Origin of the sequence: Dyadobacter sp. OTU695 (genome assembly GCF_038440355.1) — a bacterium.
Taxonomy (GTDB): Bacteria; Bacteroidota; Bacteroidia; order Cytophagales; family Spirosomataceae; genus Dyadobacter.
This window is the reverse complement of record NZ_JASATN010000011.1, coordinates 168,720-188,427: the sequence shown is the minus strand read 5'-3', so window position 1 is coordinate 188,427 and position 19,708 is coordinate 168,720. Positions and strand designations below refer to the sequence as shown.

Annotated in this window: 10 protein-coding genes; 2 read left to right on the top strand and 8 right to left on the bottom strand. The window is 49.4% G+C overall.

The features are described from left to right. Nucleotides 1-144 precede the first annotated feature (144 nt). From AAHB90_RS20370 to AAHB90_RS20340, 7 genes are all read right to left on the bottom strand, one after another. Entirely contained in the window at nucleotides 145-3,693 is a 3,549-nt protein-coding gene (locus tag AAHB90_RS20370; protein WP_342087039.1) for a VCBS repeat-containing protein, read from the bottom strand. Between the two features lie 101 nt (nucleotides 3,694-3,794). Further along, nucleotides 3,795-5,534, bottom strand: a complete 1,740-nt coding sequence (locus AAHB90_RS20365; RefSeq protein WP_342087038.1) for a RagB/SusD family nutrient uptake outer membrane protein — start codon at nucleotides 5,532-5,534, stop codon at nucleotides 3,795-3,797. A gap of 51 nt (nucleotides 5,535-5,585) precedes the next feature. Beyond that, nucleotides 5,586-8,819, bottom strand: coding sequence for a SusC/RagA family TonB-linked outer membrane protein (locus tag AAHB90_RS20360; RefSeq protein WP_342087037.1), 3,234 nt, complete (start codon nucleotides 8,817-8,819; stop codon nucleotides 5,586-5,588). A 348-nt stretch (nucleotides 8,820-9,167) separates the two neighbouring features. Further along, on the bottom strand, nucleotides 9,168-10,268 hold the full coding sequence (locus tag AAHB90_RS20355; protein WP_342087036.1) for a carboxypeptidase-like regulatory domain-containing protein: 1,101 nt from the start codon (nucleotides 10,266-10,268) through the stop codon (nucleotides 9,168-9,170). Between the two features lie 140 nt (nucleotides 10,269-10,408). Then, nucleotides 10,409-10,885 (bottom strand): hypothetical protein, encoded by a 477-nt coding sequence (locus AAHB90_RS20350; RefSeq protein WP_342087035.1) that lies wholly within the window; start codon nucleotides 10,883-10,885, stop codon nucleotides 10,409-10,411. Between the two features lie 22 nt (nucleotides 10,886-10,907). Next, on the bottom strand, nucleotides 10,908-12,326 hold the full coding sequence (locus AAHB90_RS20345) for a SusD/RagB family nutrient-binding outer membrane lipoprotein (protein WP_342087034.1): 1,419 nt from the start codon (nucleotides 12,324-12,326) through the stop codon (nucleotides 10,908-10,910). A 6-nt stretch (nucleotides 12,327-12,332) separates the two neighbouring features. Continuing rightward, nucleotides 12,333-15,452: a SusC/RagA family TonB-linked outer membrane protein gene (locus AAHB90_RS20340; RefSeq protein WP_342087033.1), complete on the bottom strand. Its 3,120-nt coding sequence runs from the start codon at nucleotides 15,450-15,452 to the stop codon at nucleotides 12,333-12,335. Between the two features lie 223 nt (nucleotides 15,453-15,675). On the opposite strand from AAHB90_RS20340, the gene AAHB90_RS20335 reads away from it, so the two are divergent. Together AAHB90_RS20335 and AAHB90_RS20330 are read left to right on the top strand one after the other, a co-directional pair. Next, nucleotides 15,676-16,044, top strand: coding sequence for a BlaI/MecI/CopY family transcriptional regulator (locus AAHB90_RS20335; RefSeq protein ID WP_342087032.1), 369 nt, complete (start codon nucleotides 15,676-15,678; stop codon nucleotides 16,042-16,044). Nucleotides 16,045-16,079: 35 nt separating this feature from the next. Further along, nucleotides 16,080-17,846, top strand: a complete 1,767-nt coding sequence (locus tag AAHB90_RS20330) for a M56 family metallopeptidase (RefSeq protein WP_342087031.1) — start codon at nucleotides 16,080-16,082, stop codon at nucleotides 17,844-17,846. A 52-nt stretch (nucleotides 17,847-17,898) separates the two neighbouring features. Here AAHB90_RS20330 and AAHB90_RS20325 read toward each other — a convergent pair whose 3' ends face one another. After that, nucleotides 17,899-19,662 carry a phospho-sugar mutase gene (locus AAHB90_RS20325; protein ID WP_342087030.1) on the bottom strand — a complete coding sequence of 588 codons (1,764 nt, stop codon included), beginning with the start codon at nucleotides 19,660-19,662 and terminating at the stop codon, nucleotides 17,899-17,901. Between the last annotated feature and the right edge of the window lie 46 nt (nucleotides 19,663-19,708).

The window sequence follows — 19,708 nt, the reverse complement described above, 5'->3', positions numbered from 1 at the left end:
TATAATTAATTTAGATATAAACATTTAATGGTCAGGTAAAAACGACCACAAATTGGAAAATTTATATTTCAACAAAAAAGCCGCTGTGATCCTGAACCGGGCAAAATGCCCATCGATCACAGCGGCTTGCTTGGTGTTAGCAATCTATTTCAACTCTCTCTTATTTCCCTTTGAGTCCGTGACAGTTACGGCCGAAACATAGTCGGGCAGAAACAATGCGTGACTCGATTGGGACAGGAACGACGAGCCGTAACCAGGCTCCTCCCGCCTTGATTTTCCATTCTTTAAACGTAGTAACACCGAAGTTTCGCCGGTAGCAAGCCCCACTTTACGCATCGGCCTGGCAGCCTGATGAAAGCGTAGCAGGTCACGGTTTTGCGAAGTAACCGAAAGCCATTTGCCATCGGACGAAGCCAGGCGCACCAGCCCCTTCATATTGCCATTAGCCATGTAGCCACTTTCCGAAATACTAAGCGGGCGGAAACCACCTTTACCATCGCCCTTCAGGACAAGCCCATACATGGCATCGTACCGCCCCACCGATACCTCTGAGCCGTAATCGTTTCCTGAAAGCATCAGATCGAGGTTCCCATCCTGATCAAAATCGTCCGCGATCATTCCAAAAAGAGGGGCAAACTGCGCCTGAACAGGCAATTCACGGATGGCAAACTTGCCTCCACCGAGATTTTCTACGTAACTGCTTTTCATCCATGTGGCCGACAAATGCAATGCATCTTTCAACTCCTCCGGTTTCAGGATATCTCCCAATGCCGATTCTGCAAATTTGCCGTACTCCTGAAAACGCTGGCGCACCTGGATCACCTGCTTACCCATGTCGTCGCGCGTGTTGTAGGGAAATTCCTTGTAAGTGTCATCCTGCGCCTTGTAAAAGACAGTCGGAATCGCATCGAAATACCCGTCATTATTAAAATCCTTCGCATACACGCTCACGGGACGGCTTTCCGAAGCTCTGCTAAGCGTATTCATGCCCAGGTTTCCGCCGATGTAATCCATATCCCCGTCGTTGTCGAAATCCCCCGCAACGAGGCTTCCCCACCACCCTTTCTTCGCTTCCAGGCCGGTAGTGACTTTTTTGAATTTACCTTTTTCGTTTTTCAGGAATGTCAGAGGCATCCATTCTCCTGCGAGTAAAAGGTCCGTCCAGCCGTCGTTGTCGTAATCGGTCCAAAGTGCATCACAAACCAATCCGATACCCGCCAGTTCGGAGGCTGCAACCGATGTGACATTTGAAAACCGTACCGTCGCGCCATTGGAATCGTTGCGTAAGAGGTAGCTCGACACCGGCTTCGGATATTTACCAGATTCCACCCTGCCGCCGACAAACAAATCCAGATCGCCGTCGCGATCGAAATCGACGGCTTTTACACAAGAACCGTTGACGAGGAATGCAGGTAATGCAGCCATATCACGCGTAAAATGCCCCTTCCCATCGTTCAGGTACAATGCATTTTTCAATGCATCGGAGCCCTCCTTGAGTTCATAGCTGCCGCTGACAATATAAAGATCCAGATCCTGATCGCGATCGGCATCGAAAAGTAGTACACCCATGTCTTCTGATGTCTTTTCAAAACCTTCCGGCCCTGGCAACAGATCTGCAACGGTAAATTTCCCATCGGGCCGTTGAAGCAAAAAACGGCCTTTGTGCAGATAGGCACCTCCCACAAACACATCCTCTAGCCCATCGCCATTCACGTCTCCTGCCGCAAGTGCCGGCCCGAATTGCGACATCTTGTGCGGTAGCAATTTTTGGACGTTAAAATCGATAACATCCATTTCCTCATGCCGGTAGGATACATTTAGATCGGCCGTAATATCTGTAAAAATCGGGCTCGCCGCAGGCGTGGCAGGCGCCGGGGCCATTGAGGCATCCTTCTCGTTCACAACCAGCAACTGGTTAGCGCTTACGTTTTTGAGCACCTGGCTTTTGCCCCCCGGCCAGGTAACCTTCACCTGCAAGACTTTTTCCTTGCCCAGCCCAAAATGCAAAACCGGTTCGACAGTCGACAAGTATCCGCGGTAAGGCGAGTTCTCGGCGACCTGCTTTCTCCCGTCCGGGTATGTAATTTCCGCAATGGCACCGATCCCCGCATTGTTGTAACGATCTCCTTTAAACGCAATGCGCAGGTAATTGCTTTCCGCCGGCCTCAGCTGGACACTATTATTGCGGTAAACCAATGCCGAGTCGTTGATATTGTTGACGACATAATCCAGGTCACCGTCGTTATCCAGATCGGCATAGGCCGCTCCGTTCGAAAATCCGGGAGTTTCAATACCCCAATCGCTGGTAACGTCGTCGAAGGCAAGGTTACCTTTATTTTTGAATGCAAAATTCCGGACCCGGACGCTGGGTATGTAATCTAGCATCATCATTGGCGCCATAATGCTCGATACTTCGTTTCGATAAGCAATGAAATCGAGGTCGGTAATGTCCCTTGGGAAGCCGTTGGTAATGATGATATCGCGAAGGCCGTCATTATCAAAATCGGTAACCATGGGCGTCCAGCTCCAATCCGTTTCCGCAATGCCGCTGAGCAGCCCTATTTCACTGAAAACCGGCGACTTACCGTCCCGGGTTGAGCTTCCCATATTTAGCTGAAAGGTGTTTCTGGCCACCTGGTACTGGTAACCAAAAAGATCGTTGTTCTGATAAGTCACGTAGCTGTTCGCAGGCGTCATCATTTTTTTGCGGCGGTTGGTCGCCGGCATCATATCAACAGCCACTACGTCTACCAGTCCGTCATTGTTGATATCGGCCACATCGTTGCCCATCGCCGAATGCGAGGTATGCTTGAAATAAGTTGCGGCCTGGTCCGTAAACGTACCATTACCGTTGTTGATGTAGAGTATGTCGTTGGTGAGGTAATCGTTCGTAATGTACACGTCCTTCCAGCCATCCTGGTTCACGTCCGTCACATTGATCCCCAAACTGTAACCTTCGATCAGGATTCCCGCTTCTTTGGATACGTTCGTAAAAACCGGATGATTCGTCTCTGAGTCCCAGTCATTCCGGTAGAGCCTGTCCGTGCGGCGCGACGAGCCGTCGACGATCTTTTTGTGGTATTTATTGGGAAAGTTATTGTCATCCATTTCATTGACGATCAGGAACAGATCCAGGTCGCCGTCATTGTCATAGTCGAAAAACGCCGCATTCGTTGTGTGCGTAGTGTCCGCGATCCCGTATTCCTTAGCCATCTCTTTGAAAACCGGCACTTTATCCTTGCCCAGTCCCTGGTTTACATAGAGCAGGTTTTCGCGTTGCTGTGCCACCTCACGTACGGATGCACACACGTAGATGTCCAACAATTTGTCATTATTAATATCTACCAAAGCCACGCCGGTCGACCATTTGTTCTCTGGTGCAACACGGGCTTTTTCGGTCACATCTTCGAATTTGAAATCTCCTCTATTCAAATACAACTTGTTGGGGACCGTATTGCCGGTAAAGTACACATCGGTCAGGCTATCGTTATTGAAGTCGCCCAGCGCCACGCCTCCTCCGTTGTAGACATACTCAAACGCCAGGATATTCATCGTATCATTTTCGGCGATTCGATTGGAGAAGCGGATACCTGTTTCGTCGGCAGGCAGTTCAGTGAAAGTTTTGAGTTCTTTTTTGCAGGATACAAGCAGGGCAGTTCCTACTAATAAAGGAAATAAGCGCTTAACGAACATTAGCGAGGTGCAATAAGTTGACGGAATCAGGATACTCGAAATTAACAAAAGGAGATGGTAAATAAATACCATCTCCCATAAATTAGTCAGGTTTGAAATGCTTAGAAACCAGGGTTCTGTTTCAGGACGTCCGCACCTTGAATGTCTATCTGGCTTTGCGGTATTGGTAGTAGTTCGTATTTAGCTGCAAACTTCGCGTTGCCCAATGCTCCTGTGAGTTGTTTCGATTCGAAAGTCAGGTATGCATTCAATTCCTTTTCGGCAACACCCCAGCGCACGAGGTCGAAGAACCGGTGGCCTTCCAGGTTAAGTTCCAGTTTTCTTTCAAAACGGACTGCTGCACGTGCCACCTCTTTGTCTGTCCAGGCAGCTTTGTAAGTACCGATCACATATTTCGCCGCAGGGGCGCCGCCTTTCTTCACAAAACCATCAGGATTTGCCGCGCGGGTACGCACCATATTCACATACTCGCGGGCCTTTTCCAATGTTCCGGCCTCAACTTCTGCCTCTGCCGCCATCAGGAGCACATCGGCAAAGCGGATCACCGTGTAGTTGATTGCCGTGTAGCCGGGTGTCCAAGAGCTGTTGTCTTGCAAAGAACCTACGTCCGTTTTGTAATAAGCATACTTTTTGGGGCTGTAAGGACCGCCATTTGCCTGATTACGGATCCAGTCGGCTCCTGGGTGATCGATCCAGTCGAGAAATGGAATACCGCGACGTCCGACCGAGTGATCGAGGCGAGGATCGAGATTACCGGCGTCAGGGGTGAATTTGTCTTTGGAAAGCAAACCCATATCCGATACCACAGCATTCTTATCCGCGTTGTATGAACCATCCAGCAATGGCAAACCGTCAGCATTCGTACGGTGCGAATTGACCATTTCGAAGCTTGGCTGGAAGAAACCGCAGCAGTTACCAGGGCCATTCGCGCCTGTGTTATAAGGCCAGTTAAGGTCAAATTCAGGGTTCGCATTGTTTACACTACCCGTATTGGCCGCTGCCTGTACGGCAAATACCGACTCCGTGTTGTTGTCGTTCGAAGCACGGAATACGTCGGCATATTTCGGCACCAGCGCATATTTTTTACCGTTGGTAGTCTGTCCGTTAGCGATGACCTGATCGAACAGTGTTTTGGCCTCAGTGTATTTCTTTTGATACAAATACGTTTTGGCCAGATAAGATGCTGCCGCCCATTTATTGGCGCGTCCTACTGCATCCTGCGTTGCCGGCAGATTATCAAACGCGAACTTGAAATCCGCCTCGATTTTCGGCCAGAGGTCTGCATCGTTTTTCACCTTTTCGATACCCGTGCCATAATCCACTGATTCGTCAACATAGGGCGTATTACCATATGTCTTTTTAAGCTCGAAATAGTAATGCGCGCGCAGGAAACGTGCCTCGGCAGAAACTCTCGTCTTGGTTGCATCTGTAACATCGGCATCTGCCTTAGCTACGAGGCGCAGCACGGCATTGGCGCGTGAAATCCCTTCATAGTTACCCTGCCACTTTTCAGCTATAACCCCTTGAGTGCTCAGGTATTCGTAACGCTGGATCGGGTTGATGTCGCTGTAATCGCCGGGGTCGGTGCCTTTGTTAGCATCGCCGCCGCGGATACTTCCCCAAACCCAGTTGCTCGGACTAGCCATCCGGCCGCCCGCTCCCTTGCCGTTGATCTGGCCGTATACTGCGATCAGCGCTCCTTCCAGTCCTTTTGTGGATGTAAGAAGCCCTTCACTTACCGCGCCTGTCGCCGGCTTTTCCAGAAAACTTTCTTTACAGGAGAAGAACACCGTCATCAAAGCGGTGATTATCACCATACTATTTGTTAATATTTTTTTCATCGGTTCAGAATATTAATGATTCATTCAATGTAGAAACAGCCTGTTTTGGATTTAGAAACCAAGGTTCACACCAAAAACCCAGCTCCTTGTTACAGGATAGTTACCTACATCGATCCCGAATTGCGTATCTGCATTGCCACCTACACCTGGGTCAAGTCCCTGATATTTGGAGATCGTGAAAATGTTGTTGGCTGAGGCATAAAGTCTCAGTTTCTGCATTTTCAACTTGGAGAGCAATGTTTTTGGCAGGTTATAGCCCAGCGAGATGTTCTGCATTCTCACATAATTGCCGTTTTCCACGTAGAACGAGTTGGCTTGCGTGTTGGTACTGAAATTAGAAGCGCTCTCGAAAATGGGAATAGTAGCACCCGTGTTCGACGGCGTCCATGAGTCTTTCACCCTTTCGCTAATGGCTGCACCGGCAAAAGAAGGATAGAAATCAGTGAACCATCTTGAAGCGTTAAAAATCTTGTTGCCTACCGAGGTGTACATGTAAGTTTCTATCTCGAAGTTCATATAAGTCAGTTTCAGGTTCAAACCGCCTGTGAATTTCGGAACCGGGCTACCCAGATACGTGCGGTCGTCGGCATTGATGAGGTTGTCGCCATTGATATCCTCGTAACGGAAGCGGCCAATACCTTTTCCATCCTGAGCCGGCGCGCGGTCCACTTCTTCCTGAGACTGGAATAGGCCTGATACCTTATAGCCATAGAATGCTGAAAGCGAATAGCCCAGTTGGTTACGGATGGGTTGCAAACCGCGGTAACCCGGGTTGATACCCGCCAGGTATTTATCTCCGCCAAGGTCACCGATCTCATTTTTGAGAACACTACCCGTTACATTCAACTCGTAACCTAGCTTGCTGCCGGCTTTGCCTTTTGTGATGATCTGGAAGTCGATACCTTTATTGGTAATGGTTCCCGCATTTACGTATGGGGGCGTCGCACCCGAGCCTACAACGGCGGCTACACCTTTCTGGAAGAGCAGGTCTTTGGAATCTTTCTGCCACAAATCGAGGATCACATCCAGTCTGCCATTGAAAAATGTCGCATCAAAACCGATATTTTTGGTTACGCTGGTTTCCCATTTCGCATCCGCATTGCCGAGTTTGCTACGGTAGTATCCCTCAGCAGCACTGGTGTTGGAGCCCGTAATATCATATGCGGATGTTCCGATACCCGCCGAATACAAGCTGTACTGGTTGTCGGGACGTACCGCATTGGAGTTCCCCATTGTACCATAACCTCCGCGTATCTTCAGGTCGCTCAGGAAAGTGATTCCTTTCATGAAGTTTTCTGAAGTAACGCGCCATGCCACCGACACCGCCGGGAATACCCCGTACCGGTTAGCCGCACCGAAGCGTGAAGAACCGTCACGACGTAACACCCCGGAAACAATGTACCGGTCATTGAATATGTAGTTCAAACGGCCGAACAGCGAGTAGAACGTCACCCCATTGTTGAGCTGACTGTTGGTCACCTTCGACGATACGTTGGACATGTTCACATAGTTGATGTCGTTCGAGAACGGGTTCAGACCGGAGGCCTGCAAATCGCGGCTTACGCCGGTATTCAATGCTTCCTGACCTACCAAAACATCCAGATTATGCAAACCGAATGTCTTCCGGTATTGCGCGGTGTTGGTAAATGTCCATGCAAAGCGGTATCCAGAACCTTCGCCGTAGCCGACTGCCGAGTTGTTTTCGGAGTTTTCGTATTGGCGGCGTGAATAGTTCCAGTAAGTATAGTTGTTATACTGGCCTCCAAGGCTTGACCGTAAGGTCAGGTTTTCGATCGGATCGAATTCCAGGTATACATTACCAAAGCCGTTCGCATTGAAGGCGTTATTGTTTTTCATACCATCCCTGGTAGCCACCGGGTTTCTCGGGTTGTTGAAACCTTTTGCCGCCGTTCCTGCGTAGCCGCCAAACTCGTCGTAAACAGGAATAATCGAAGGCATACGGAACGCGCTTAGAATGTCGTTTTCGTCATTCGCCACACCCTGGCCGTTATTCGCTCCGCCGATACCCAGCACCTGGCGATACGTACCCTGAATGTTCTCTCCGAATCTCAGGTTTTTGAGGATATTAAACTCGGTATTAACCCGGAAAGTGTAACGTTTGAAGCTGTTATTCAAAAGAATACCCTGTTGATCCTGCAAACCCAATCCGACAAAGTAACGGCCATTTTCACCACCTCCTGAGAAGCCCAGCGAATGGCGGGTTACAGGTGCTGTGCGTGTGATCGCATCATACCAGTCCGTACCTGCACGATTTGCTCTTACCACCTGATAAACCGATCCTGCCGTAGGGTCAACGTTGTATTTTTTGCGTTCTGCTGCCAGATCGACATTACCGGTAACACCATACGTTCCGCCCACCATGAGGTAGTCGGGAATCACTGGCGTTGCCCCGGTACCGAACTGCGGGTGCGTCCAGTTTTTGTCGCCCGGCTTCCAGCCTGAATTGCGGAATGCATTCCAGGTCCAGTCGGCGAAGTCCGTCGGGTTCATCATTTTCTGTCCACTTCCAGGGGTTGTAAAACCAACCAGACCATCATAAGTAACGCTCAGCTTTCTGTTGCGGGTCCCTTTCTTGGTCGTATAAACGACGACGCCCGCTGCGGCGCGCGCTCCATAAATAGATGCTGCGGCTGCATCCTTCAATACGGTGGTCTGGTCGATATCGTCCGGGTTCAGAAAATCGGTCGAACCTACTGGAACCCCGTCCACAATGTACAATGGTTCGTTGGCTTCAAAAGAACCGAAGCCGCGTACGCGGATCTGGCTGTTGGTACCGGGCTGACCGTTCGTAATCACCGTCACACCCGCCACACGGCCCTGCAACTGCTGCTCGACGTTTCCGGATGGAACGGCCGTGAGGTCTTTGGCTTTTACAAGCGCTACCGAACCGGAAGTTTCACGGCGTTTATCGGTCGTATAACCGGTAACAACCACTTCTTCCAACGCCGATACGTCGTCTTCCATTTTCACGTCGATCACCGACTGGTTACCCACGACGATCTCTTTTGTTTTGTAGCCGACAAAGCTGATGACAAGCACATCTTTGTCCGATCTGACATTTACTGCAAAACGTCCTTCTGCATCCGTATTCGACCCGATCTGCGTACCCTTAATCAGAATGGTAGCTCCGGGGATTCCTGTGCCAGCGGGATCTGACACAACGCCGGTCACTCTTCGATCCTGTGCAATAGCTGTAAAAACAGTCAGAAATAGAAGGAGGAGAGTGAAGCAATCCCGCCTGGGATTTTTGTAGATTATTTTCATATTCCCTAGTTAGGTTAATAATTATTAGGCATAGTAAATTTATCACTATTTAATCAAATAATTATACAGATAAAATACATGATTTTAATTTTTGACAGAATAGTGCTAAAAATGGATAAAATAATGTCACATTATATCACCAACGGTTACACACCTATTTAAAGCAAAAAACGCCCTTTAATCGTTTAAGGAAACCTATATTGTACGATATTATCCTATTTTATTTAAAAAAGAGTTACAAAAGTGCCGTGCGCACCGGTGCATTTGCGCGCGCGGCCGTTGGCACTCACAAAGAAGTGAGTGCCATAACCATCAGTTACGGCATCCGCTATACGCAAAAGAGTGGATTTATTCGTCGCGTTTCCAGTCGGCGGGAAGAAGGTTTGAGAAACGGTCGTTGCCGAGATCGCCGGCAATCTCGAAACCCATGGGCATTACCACCCAGCCTTGCGGTGTGGTGACCATGTATCCTTGCGGAAGGGTGATCTGGGTATAAGCGTAGGGCATATCGGCATAGGGCGACCTGCCATGCCTGTTCATATTAAATACTTCCAGCTGGGTAAGCGAAACCACCAGCCGCTCGTTAGGCAATTCGCCCGGCCGCACCAGCCGCATACCCCGCACGGGTTCTATCCGGTTATGAATGTGATTGGCAATCGTATTATATCCATTAACACTCCTGACGGATTTGAAAATCCTAAGCGAATCGGGAATGGCCTGGAATACTTTGAAACCCTGCTCTTGCAAGCTGTCGGCCACCATGCTGGTCAGCAAGTGTTTCAGGGACCCTTTGTAGGCCTCCTTCTGGTTGGCCCGCCACAGTTTGCGCTGCGCATCGTCTTTGGGTACGAGAAGTTCAAACCTTGTGGCACCGCCATAATACACCTTGCCGTTGAAATAATCGAAATCATCCAGATCCTGGTGAATGCGGTAACCCAATGCATAATTTTCAATGATCAGCGGTTGGGTTGTCTGAGCGCCAAGATGCCCGTCGTCGTCTTCCGAAATCCGCAATGCTTCGGGGTTAAGCACTTTACACAACTTGCTGAATTTGCCTCTTCCCAGCAATTCGCGGATAATGATCTTCAAATGCTTCTCACGCTTTTTATTCTTTTTTGCTACGATCGTTACCCCTTTCAGTTCCTGTCCTTCCCGTAGTTTGAAAACAACCGTTTTGGCGCCCGGCTGCTCGAAGCGGAGCGTCTGCTTAACGGTTTCATAGCCAAGAAATGATACTACAAGTTCCAGGTTTCCAACCGCCAGATTCGGTAGGCGATAGTTCCCATTTTCGTCGGAGTTAGTTCCTATGGTAGAATTATTGATAAAAACATTGGCGAATGGCAGCGGTTTACCGGTTTTTTCGTCGGTAACCTTGCCGCTGAGTGTAACAGTTCCCGCCTGCTGCGCGTAGGCGCCCGCATGCATGAGCACAGCCAGGGCCAATATCAATAAGCAACGGGTAAGGGATATGCAGTTCAAAACCGGGCGCATCAAATATTCAAAGCTTTAAACCTCAAAGATAAATGAGGAGTTTGTAAAGTTTGAAACGATACTCAAAATACCCTGCGAACGTTGCATATCCCTTTCACTTACGGCTTCGTTTTCAGCGTCGCGCTCTTCTTGGACGAGGCCAGTGAATTCTCCGAGGTAATCTCAGCGAAAATGATTGAAGTCACATTTTTGCCTTTCGGCGCCGTGATCGGCACTTTCATGATATAATTCCGAAGCTCGGCATCATATTTCTGAGCGCCCGCCGGTACGGTCGCGAGAAGCGTCTGTGATCCGGTGGCCGTTGGTGCCGAGTAGACTCTAAACTCTTTGACGGCCACTTCCGAGGTATATTCGATATTCACAGTTACAGTACTGAGCGAATCTACCGTCGTTGTAGTCTGCAACACGCCAGCCGCGTTGTAAACCTTCGCGTCACCCAGCCAGACCACCGCTATTTGTGCCACTTTTCCATTGCTGACCAGCAGGTCCTCGAACAAATCGGGCTCTTTATAGCAGCCTGTGAGCAGCAACGTCGCCATCAGACAGGCAAGGATATATTTCAAAATCAGTTTCATAATATTTCAGTTAGAGATAAATCTACTTGTTGATCAGCCACATGGTTGCTTCGGGGTCTTTCTGGTTGGCGAGCACAGTCTTGGAGTTACGGGTAATCTCCGAATCGGGGTATTTCATGCGCTGGATGCGTTTGCCTTGCAAATCGGGGTTTGGATTGGCAGGCATCGGGAAATCGAGGTAATCGTATTTGCGGACATCCGTCCAGATGTCGCCTACCAGCAACATGGATTTGAATTTCTCCTTGATAATATGCTGCGCAGTCAATTTCGAAGCTCCTACGTTGATCCTCGCATCTTTCAGGAATTGATCGATGTCGGCCTCTTCAACCCCCACTTTCTTCATATTGGCAGAAATCATTTCCAGATATGCCGTATACCCGGCCGCGGACGTACCGGTGCCGCCATGCTGGATCAGCCGCGCCTCGGCCTCGATTCCTCTCAACTCCGAATAGGACATCATGACCAGCGGCGAATCGATATTCGAATGCCATGCTTTGTTGTTCAGATCGACCGTCGAGCCGCTGCCGGAGCCCGGTATTACGCCGGAATAGACGGTCTGGTTATTCTTGATCCCTATCACTTTCGATAAACGAGGGTCGGCAATGCCCTGCGTAGTGCCATTGAAAAGATCTACGATCGTATTCGTAAAGGTAACAGAGAGGTTTCCCGTAGTATTCGGAATCGCTACTTTACTGTACCAGGGACTTAGGTTTTTGGAATTATACTGTAATTGAAAATCATCCGCATTGTCCTTCATGCCCTTTTCCAGTGCAGCCAGTGCGTTTTCGGCGGCTTGCTGGGGATTCCGCAACGAGCCGTGCCACAAATAACGGGCCCGCAATGAATGGGCCAGGCGGGTCCATTTCCCAAGATCGCCCTGGTAAATAAGGTCGTCCTGTCCGGGTTTAACACCCGCGTTTCCGCTAAGTTCCGTCACCGCCTCGTCCAGCAGCTTGAAGATTATCGCATAGACCTGCTCCTGCGTGTCATATGCAGGGGAAAAGTTCTTCTGATCGGCCTGGGTGTAAGGTATGTTCTCCCAATTGACCGTCGCCAGGCCTAGGTTATAGGCCGTCAGTACCTTTGCAATGCCGACATAAGCCGGGGCGCCCTCGTCCTGCCCCTTTTTGATAATCACATTGAGCTGCGGCAAGGCATACAGGTAGAGGTTCGACCAGCCCAGGGTATTGTCCGTTTCGGCATAAGTATCGATCCCGTTGGCGCCTAATGCACTGCCAAGCTGCTGGGCATACTGGCAGGCGACGTAAGCCTGCTGAAAACTTGCCTCAGCCGTGTAAAACTGTGCGGTCGGAAGCAGTTCCTGCATCGTAGCATCGCCTTTAAGGGTTTCGTCCGTATTGACGTCCAGAAACTTGTCACAGCCCGTCAGCAGCAAGGCCAGCAGCGGCAGCATTTTGAATATAGGTCTGATATTTTTCATGTTTTCCTAGAAATTAACATTGATACCCAACTGAAAACTGCGCGTTGCCGGGTTGTTCCGCCCCACAAAACCGATGATATTGGTACCGGAGCCAAATGTGAGTGCTTCCGGATCATACCCGCGGAAAGGTGTATTCAGGAAAAGGTTGGTACCTGTAAAATTGAACCGCACGCCGCCTTTGAAAACAGATTTGGCCAATGTCGCCTTTGGTATCGCATAGGAAAGGCTCACCGTCCTCAGCCGGAACCAGGAGCCATCCTGGATATTTAACTGCGCCGAGTTGCCCATGTAGCGCGCAGTGGATGGGTTATAGAACGAATCGTCGAGGATAACCGCCTTGGTATTGGGTACATAGGTCACTGAATTATCGGCGCCTTTTTGCTCTACTACCCCTTTAAATACAACCTGCTCATAACGTCTTTCGGTGATCTTGATCGACCCCGCGCGGAATGCATTACGCTCGCCCAGGTCGACTACGTCGCCGCCCTGTCGCCATTCGAGCAGGAACGAGAGGCCTAATCCCCGGTAATTGAAGGTATTGGTTAAACCGGCGGTCCAGTCGGGCAGCGCATTACCCCATGGGACTGTCACCTGGCTCGTAAGCGGCAGGCCATTTGCCTGGATGAGTAACTGACCGTCGGGAGCGCGCAAATAATCGAGCCCCCAGAGTTCTCCCAGCTTGCTGCCTTCCCTCACCTTCAAAACGCCCCGGCTACCATTATCGAAATAGGAGATTTCTTCGAGCTCATCCGGCATTTCGATTACTTTGCCCGACATTTTTGTAAAATTCAACGATATATCCCAGGTGAAACGGGCCGTTGTCACGGGTTTGAAAGTGGCTAGTAATTCGACCCCTTTGTTACGGATCAAACCGATATTGGTATAATAAAATGAATAGCCCGAGACATTGGAAACCGGCGCGCGGACGATCTGGTCTTTACTATCCATCGTAAAATAGGTAGCGTCGAGCATGAGCCGGTTCCTGAAAAAGCGCAGCTCGGTGCCGAATTCAATGGAAGTGGTCCGTTCCGGTTTGAGGTTATCCGCCGCGGTGGTAGAGCGCCTGACATAACCGGGTACCGTATTGCCAAAGGGAAAGTTGTCGGCCAGCTCATAATACACGCCTATCACGTACGGGTCCGTACCCTTGCCCACCTGTGCCCATGAAGCGCGCAGTTTTCCGTAGCTGAGAATATTGTTTTTGGGAAGATTTTCCGTAAAAATATAGCCGGCGCTGAATGAGGGGTAGAAGAATGAATTATTTGCCTTGGGGAGCGTCGAAACAATGTCGTTCCTGCCCGTGGCGTTCAGATAGAGCATTTCCTTATAACTCAGTTTGGCATCCGCAAAGAAGCTCACGATCCGGTATTGCAGGGGCGAATAGAAGCGCCTTTGCTGGTTGCGGTAGCTGCTGATCTCGTCGGTAAACGGCGCTTTCCAGCCTTCTCCCCTTTCGTAATAGCTGTCGGGGCGCTTGCTCCCGACCACCGAGTTGCCGACCATCAATGAGCCATTCCAGTTCTCGTTGAACTGCTTCGTGGCCGTTACATATAAATTGGAGTTGATTTCGCGGTAATTGATGTTTTCCTTGATCAGAAAGCCCTTCACCGCCGTACCGACATCAAAAGTACTGTCCACCTGGCGCTTTCGCCGCTCGTTAAAAGCGTCCATGGTCAGCTGATATTTGGCAGTAAGCCAGTCGGTCATATTGTAGTTCAAGGTAAGATCGGCGATGTAGCGGTTAACGGCGTCTATCCTTGGGCTCTTTTTGACGAGATAAACCGGGTTATCCGTAAAACCGGGCAGAAGGTTCTTGTAAGACCCGTCGGGATTCAGGTAATCGTTGACATCGTAGGTATTCGGCCAGTACGACAAAGCACTGAACACCGATTTATCACCGGCGGGCGGACGTTTGCCACCCGAGCGTATGTAGTTGAACGAACCGGAAGCCGAGAACCGCCTGGTAAAATTGTACGTCCCGGCGATCTTGGCGGAAGTCCTTTCGAAATAGGTGGCTGGCACGATCCCCTGCTGGTAATTATGTCCCGCGGAGACGTAAATGTTGCCTTTTTCACTTCCTTTGGTCAGGGTGATATTGTTGTTGGTGCGAAAACCGGTCTGGTAAAACCCGCGGAAGTTGTCATAAATGTGGTCGGTGGTGTTACCGATAACCGACGGCCCGAACGACTGATAGGGAGTCCGCTGGCGCACTTCGGTAGGCGAAATAAACTCCCCGAAACGCCCTTGCAGGAAGCGGGTCTGAATATCCGGCGATTTGCCTAGCACATCAATACCTCCTGACAGCGAAACCGAAACATTCAGCTTACCGGCTTTGCCGCGTTTGGTAGTGATGATAATCGCTCCATTGGAAGCCCGCAAACCGTAAAGCGCCGTCGCAGCGGGGCCTTTGAGGACTGAAATGCTTTCGACATCGTCTGGGTTAATGTCGGCCGCCCGGTTGGTATTCGCAAACTGTTCCGAGGCTCCCGGCGAAGCCGATCCTGCGCTGGGCAACGGATTTCCGGCCGTGGTGGCGTTGCTGATGATAATGCCGTCGATGACGAACAGCGGCTGGTTATCGGCGCTGCCGCTGAGCGAGGTAATGCCCCTCAGAATGATATTTACCCCTGCACCAGGCGCACCACCCGAACCGGTGATCACCGCTCCGGCGATCTTCCCCTGCAAGGCGCCAACCATATTCGGATTCCCCGATTCCCGGATCTCATCGGCCCGGATGGACTGCACTGAATAGCCGATCGCACGCTTCTCCTGCGTCTGCCCGAGGGCGGTTACCACCACCTCATCGAGCATCGAAACATCGGGTTCCAGCTGCACATCGACATGTTCACGCTGGTTTCCCAGTACTAGTTCCTTCCGTTTGAAACCGATAAAACTGAATACCAATGTTTCGCGAGGTCCTACCTGAATGGAGTACCCGCCCTTCTCGTCGGTTAAGGTACCCTGTGAGGTCCCTTTGATACTTACATTCACGCCTGGGATCTCAACACCGTCCTTGTCGGTTACCTTTCCCGAAACAGAACCATTTTGCGCCCGTGCCGCATCCCAGCAAATGGCCATTGCGAAGCACAATAACATGAAGTTGTTGTGAAGTAGTTTTTTCATCATCAGTTAGCTAGGTGTCGTTATATGATACCTGTAATTTACAATTCGTTCTTCAAAAAGTATCACTTCAAGTCTCAATAAGACAACAAAAGGTAACATATTGATTAGCCAGCGGTACAATATCACTTATCCACTGCCTGGCATAGTTTCCCAATTTCTACCTCAAAAAATATTATTACTAGAAAAATAGTTTGTTAACTATAAAAATAGTTTTAATATTTACGACATGGAACTTGAAAAGCTGACCAATAAAGAGGAAGAAGTAATGCAGGTGCTATGGAAGCTGGGCGCCGCATTTGTGAAAGACATGCTTCCGCTTTTCACTGAACCGAAGCTGCATTACAATACTGTTTCGACCATTATCCGGAACCTGGAAGAAAAGGGTTATGTAGCGCACCGGCAATTCGGGAATACCTATGAATATTTTCCGGTTGTGAAGCAGGAAGATTACCAGAACCATTTTGTGTTGGGCAAAGTCGTCGGAGGCTATTTCAACCATTCTTACAAAGATCTGGTGGCTTATTTCGCAAAACAGGAAAAAGTAACACCGGACGATCTGCGCGAGATTATCCGGATGATTGAAGAAGGAGAATAACGTATTTGGATGTATCACATTAATCCGCCGACTTTATGCTGATCCCTTACCTCATGAAAGTCAGTCTGGTACTGGCTGTACTGACATTGGCCTACCGCTGGCTGATCCAGTTTGAAACGTTTTCTAAACTGAACCGCGTGCTGCTGTGGCTGAATGTAGCTGCTGCTTGGACATTACCCCTAGTATCGCTGCCGAGCTGGGGGCCGGTAGAAGTGCAAAATGAGTTTCACCAAAGCATTCCCAAAGTTGTGGGGAAGCTTCCCCTGCTGGCCAAACCGATCGCTACGATACAGTCGTCCTCTTTTGAGGCAACGCTACAAAACGCAGCACCTTCCATGTCGGCGGTTGATTGGATACTAATGGTATATTTCGCTGGCGTAATCATTCTCGCTGCCCGATTGCTTTTTCAGATAAGCCAATTGTTCATTGTAATTGCAAAAGGACGGGCAGAACAATGTGTCGATGGCACTTCCATTCTGCATATCAGCGGCTCAGCACCTTATTCCTTTTTCCAATGGATCATACTCGACCCATCGAAGCACTCGGAGTCGGAATTGAACAATATTATTGCCCACGAAACCGAGCACGTCCGGCAATGGCACAGTGCCGATCTTTTGCTGGTTGAATTACAACGGATCTGCCTATGGTTTAACCCCTTGGCCTGGATTCATCAAAGACTGGTGCAGGAAAACCTCGAATACCTCGCCGACCGCGCTGTGCTGGATAATGGTTTTGAGAGAAAGGTGTACCAATATAATCTACTCAAGGCGGTGATGCGTACGCGAGAGCTGCCTTTGACCAATTCTTTTGCCCAGTCGCTGCTTAAAAAACGCGTTAAGATGATGAACAGAAAGCCGTCGCATTACCTGGTGTGGGGCAAATATTTAAGCGTGCTGGCGTTGGTTTACATTTCGTCAGCTTTTGTAGCGCCGTATCGCGACCAGATCGTGGAACTGGCGCCGGTGAAAATTCGGCCGTTTGTTCAACCGCTGATTGGGGAAGTGATCGTAAATGCAAAGCCAACCGATTCTGCCAAAACCGGGAACGAGAAAGCAATCGAAAGCAATACTCAAAAACACGTCGAAACAATCGCACCTAACCCTGCTGTCAACGACACCGCTCAAACTCTCTCCGAACAGAAGTCAACAAAAGGGGTATTGATCGTCAAACAGACTTTGTACTGGGCAATTACCCCGTTAATGACCTGGGAAGACATTAACGAAATAAAAGCTGCTATTGAAAAATTCGGGCAGAATTTCCAGATCAACAGAATACAATTCGATCCTTTGCAGAAGTATATCACCGCAGTATCGGTACGTATCGACACAAAAGGGGATTATGGTGCAGGCGAGGAACATAGCGAAAGTGAGTTTGGGCCGATGAAAGGTTACTCCGGATACATTTCCGGATATGGACATGGAATGGGACAGCTTCCACCAAATCCGCTTCTTAAAGAGATGGAGCAGGATTATCAGAAAGCGCTTGCCATTGCGAAGGAATATGAAGTAGCCCATTTTGAATACAAACTTGGCCAGAGCTTGGGAGGCCACACGACCTCTACATTCACCCGCCAACTTCTCAATGGGCCATTGGCTGATCGATTTTTTACCAAAGAGGGATTCGGCAAATCGGCTGATAACACCTTGCGAATTTCTGAATATCACAAAAATGCCACATTCTACCTGAATACCAGTCCTTCAACATTCGTGGAACTTAACGAGGTTCCGTTTTCCAAGTTTGAGCGTATCAGCCTGCTCGAAGACAATGCACGACGAAAATACATTGTTGTATACACCAAATAACAGAAGGCGGCCCATTCGAGCCGCCTTCGCATTTATATACCTTAAATAAGGACTATTTCAAATTCAACTCCTCGCCGATTGCCTTTACCTTCTCTTTCAACGAAGCATAAACGCTGTCGAAATCTTCGTTCTTTTCCAGCGCGGCGCGTACGCCCACGTAGAATTTGATCTTCGGCTCCGTACCGGATGGGCGGCAAGTGAACTTCGTGCCGTCCTCGGTGAAGAACTGCAATACGTTCGATGGTTCGATCCCCATTTCGCCCGATGGAATGGAAGCGGTGTTGCCCGATTTGAAATCAGTTGTGGTTAATGCTTTGTAATCGTCCATCCTCACAACCGGCGAACCTGCAATGCTTTTGGGCGGGTTAGTGCGGAAATCGGCCATCATTTGCTGAATTTCATCGGCGCCTGACTTGCCTTTTTTGGTGAGCGAGATCAGTCCTTCGTAATAGAAACCAAACTGTTTGTAGATTTCCATCAGCATGTCGAAAAGGCTCAGGCCCTTATCTTTCGCATAGGCCGTCAGCTCGGCGATCATCGCGCATGAGGCGATTGCATCCTTGTCGCGTACAGCGTCGCCGATCAGATAACCGTAGCTTTCTTCACCCCCACCGATGAATTGCTCCTTACCTTCTTTTTCGCGGATAACCTGCGCAATGTATTTGAAACCGGTCAGCGTGTTGTAGCATTTCACGTCGTAGGCCGCCGCCATTTTGTCGATCAGGTCGGTAGTAACGATGGTCTTACACACGAACTGGGTTCCAGTGAGCTTTCCGGCATCTTTCCATGCATTCAGGAGATAATAAATGAGCACGCTCGCCGTCTGGTTTCCGTTCAGCAACTGGATTTCACCATGGTGGTTTTTCACCGCGATCCCTACGCGATCCGAATCGGGATCTGTACCCATTACCAGGTCCGCGTCAATCTCCTTCGCCTTTTCAACGGCCTTAGACATCGCTTCGCTTTCCTCAGGGTTAGGATAAACTACCGTCGGAAACTGGCCGTTACCTTTTGGTTCTGCCTGCTCTTCAATGATTGTTACCGCTTCAAAACCCATCTTGGCCAGCAACTGCGGCACGAGCGTCACGCCGGTACCGTGCAATGGCGTATAAACGATTTTGAGGCCTTTCTGACGCTCTAATGCTCCTTTCGAGATCGAAAGCGACAGAATATGGTTAATATATTTCTCATCCACCTCGGCACCGATTTTGGTAATTTTCGAGCTGTCGCCGTCAAATTTCACCTGGTCGATCGACTGGATGGCATTTACTTCGTTGATAATGTTGGTATCGTGCGGGGCAACTACCTGCGAACCATCGTTCCAGTAGGCTTTATAGCCGTTATATTCTTTCGGGTTGTGCGAAGCCGTTACTACTACCCCGCTTTTACAACCCAGCAAACGGATCGCGAAGGAAAGTTCCGGCGTAGGGCGCAGGCCCTCGAAAAGATAAACCGAAATGCCGTTGGCAGAGAAAATATCCGAAATGATCTTCGCAAACTCATCCGATTTGATACGGCTGTCGTAAGCCACCGCCACGCTTTTTTCTTCGTTCGGGAAGGCTTTGTTGAGGTAATTCGCCAATCCCTGTGTGGCTGTACCCACCGTGTACCGGTTCATACGGTTGGAACCAATGCCTATCAGCCCTCTCAAACCGCCTGTTCCGAATTCGAGGTCTTTGTAAAACGCATCCGTCAGTTCAGTATCGTTACCTTCATCGATCAGTTGTTGAATGGATTGTTTCGTATCGATATCATAATCACCGTTGAGCCAGCTGCTCACTTTGGTCATCACATTCGGTTCCAATTTTGCAGTCATAATCAGTTAAATAGAATTTATTAAGAGAATTAAAAATGTATGTGCT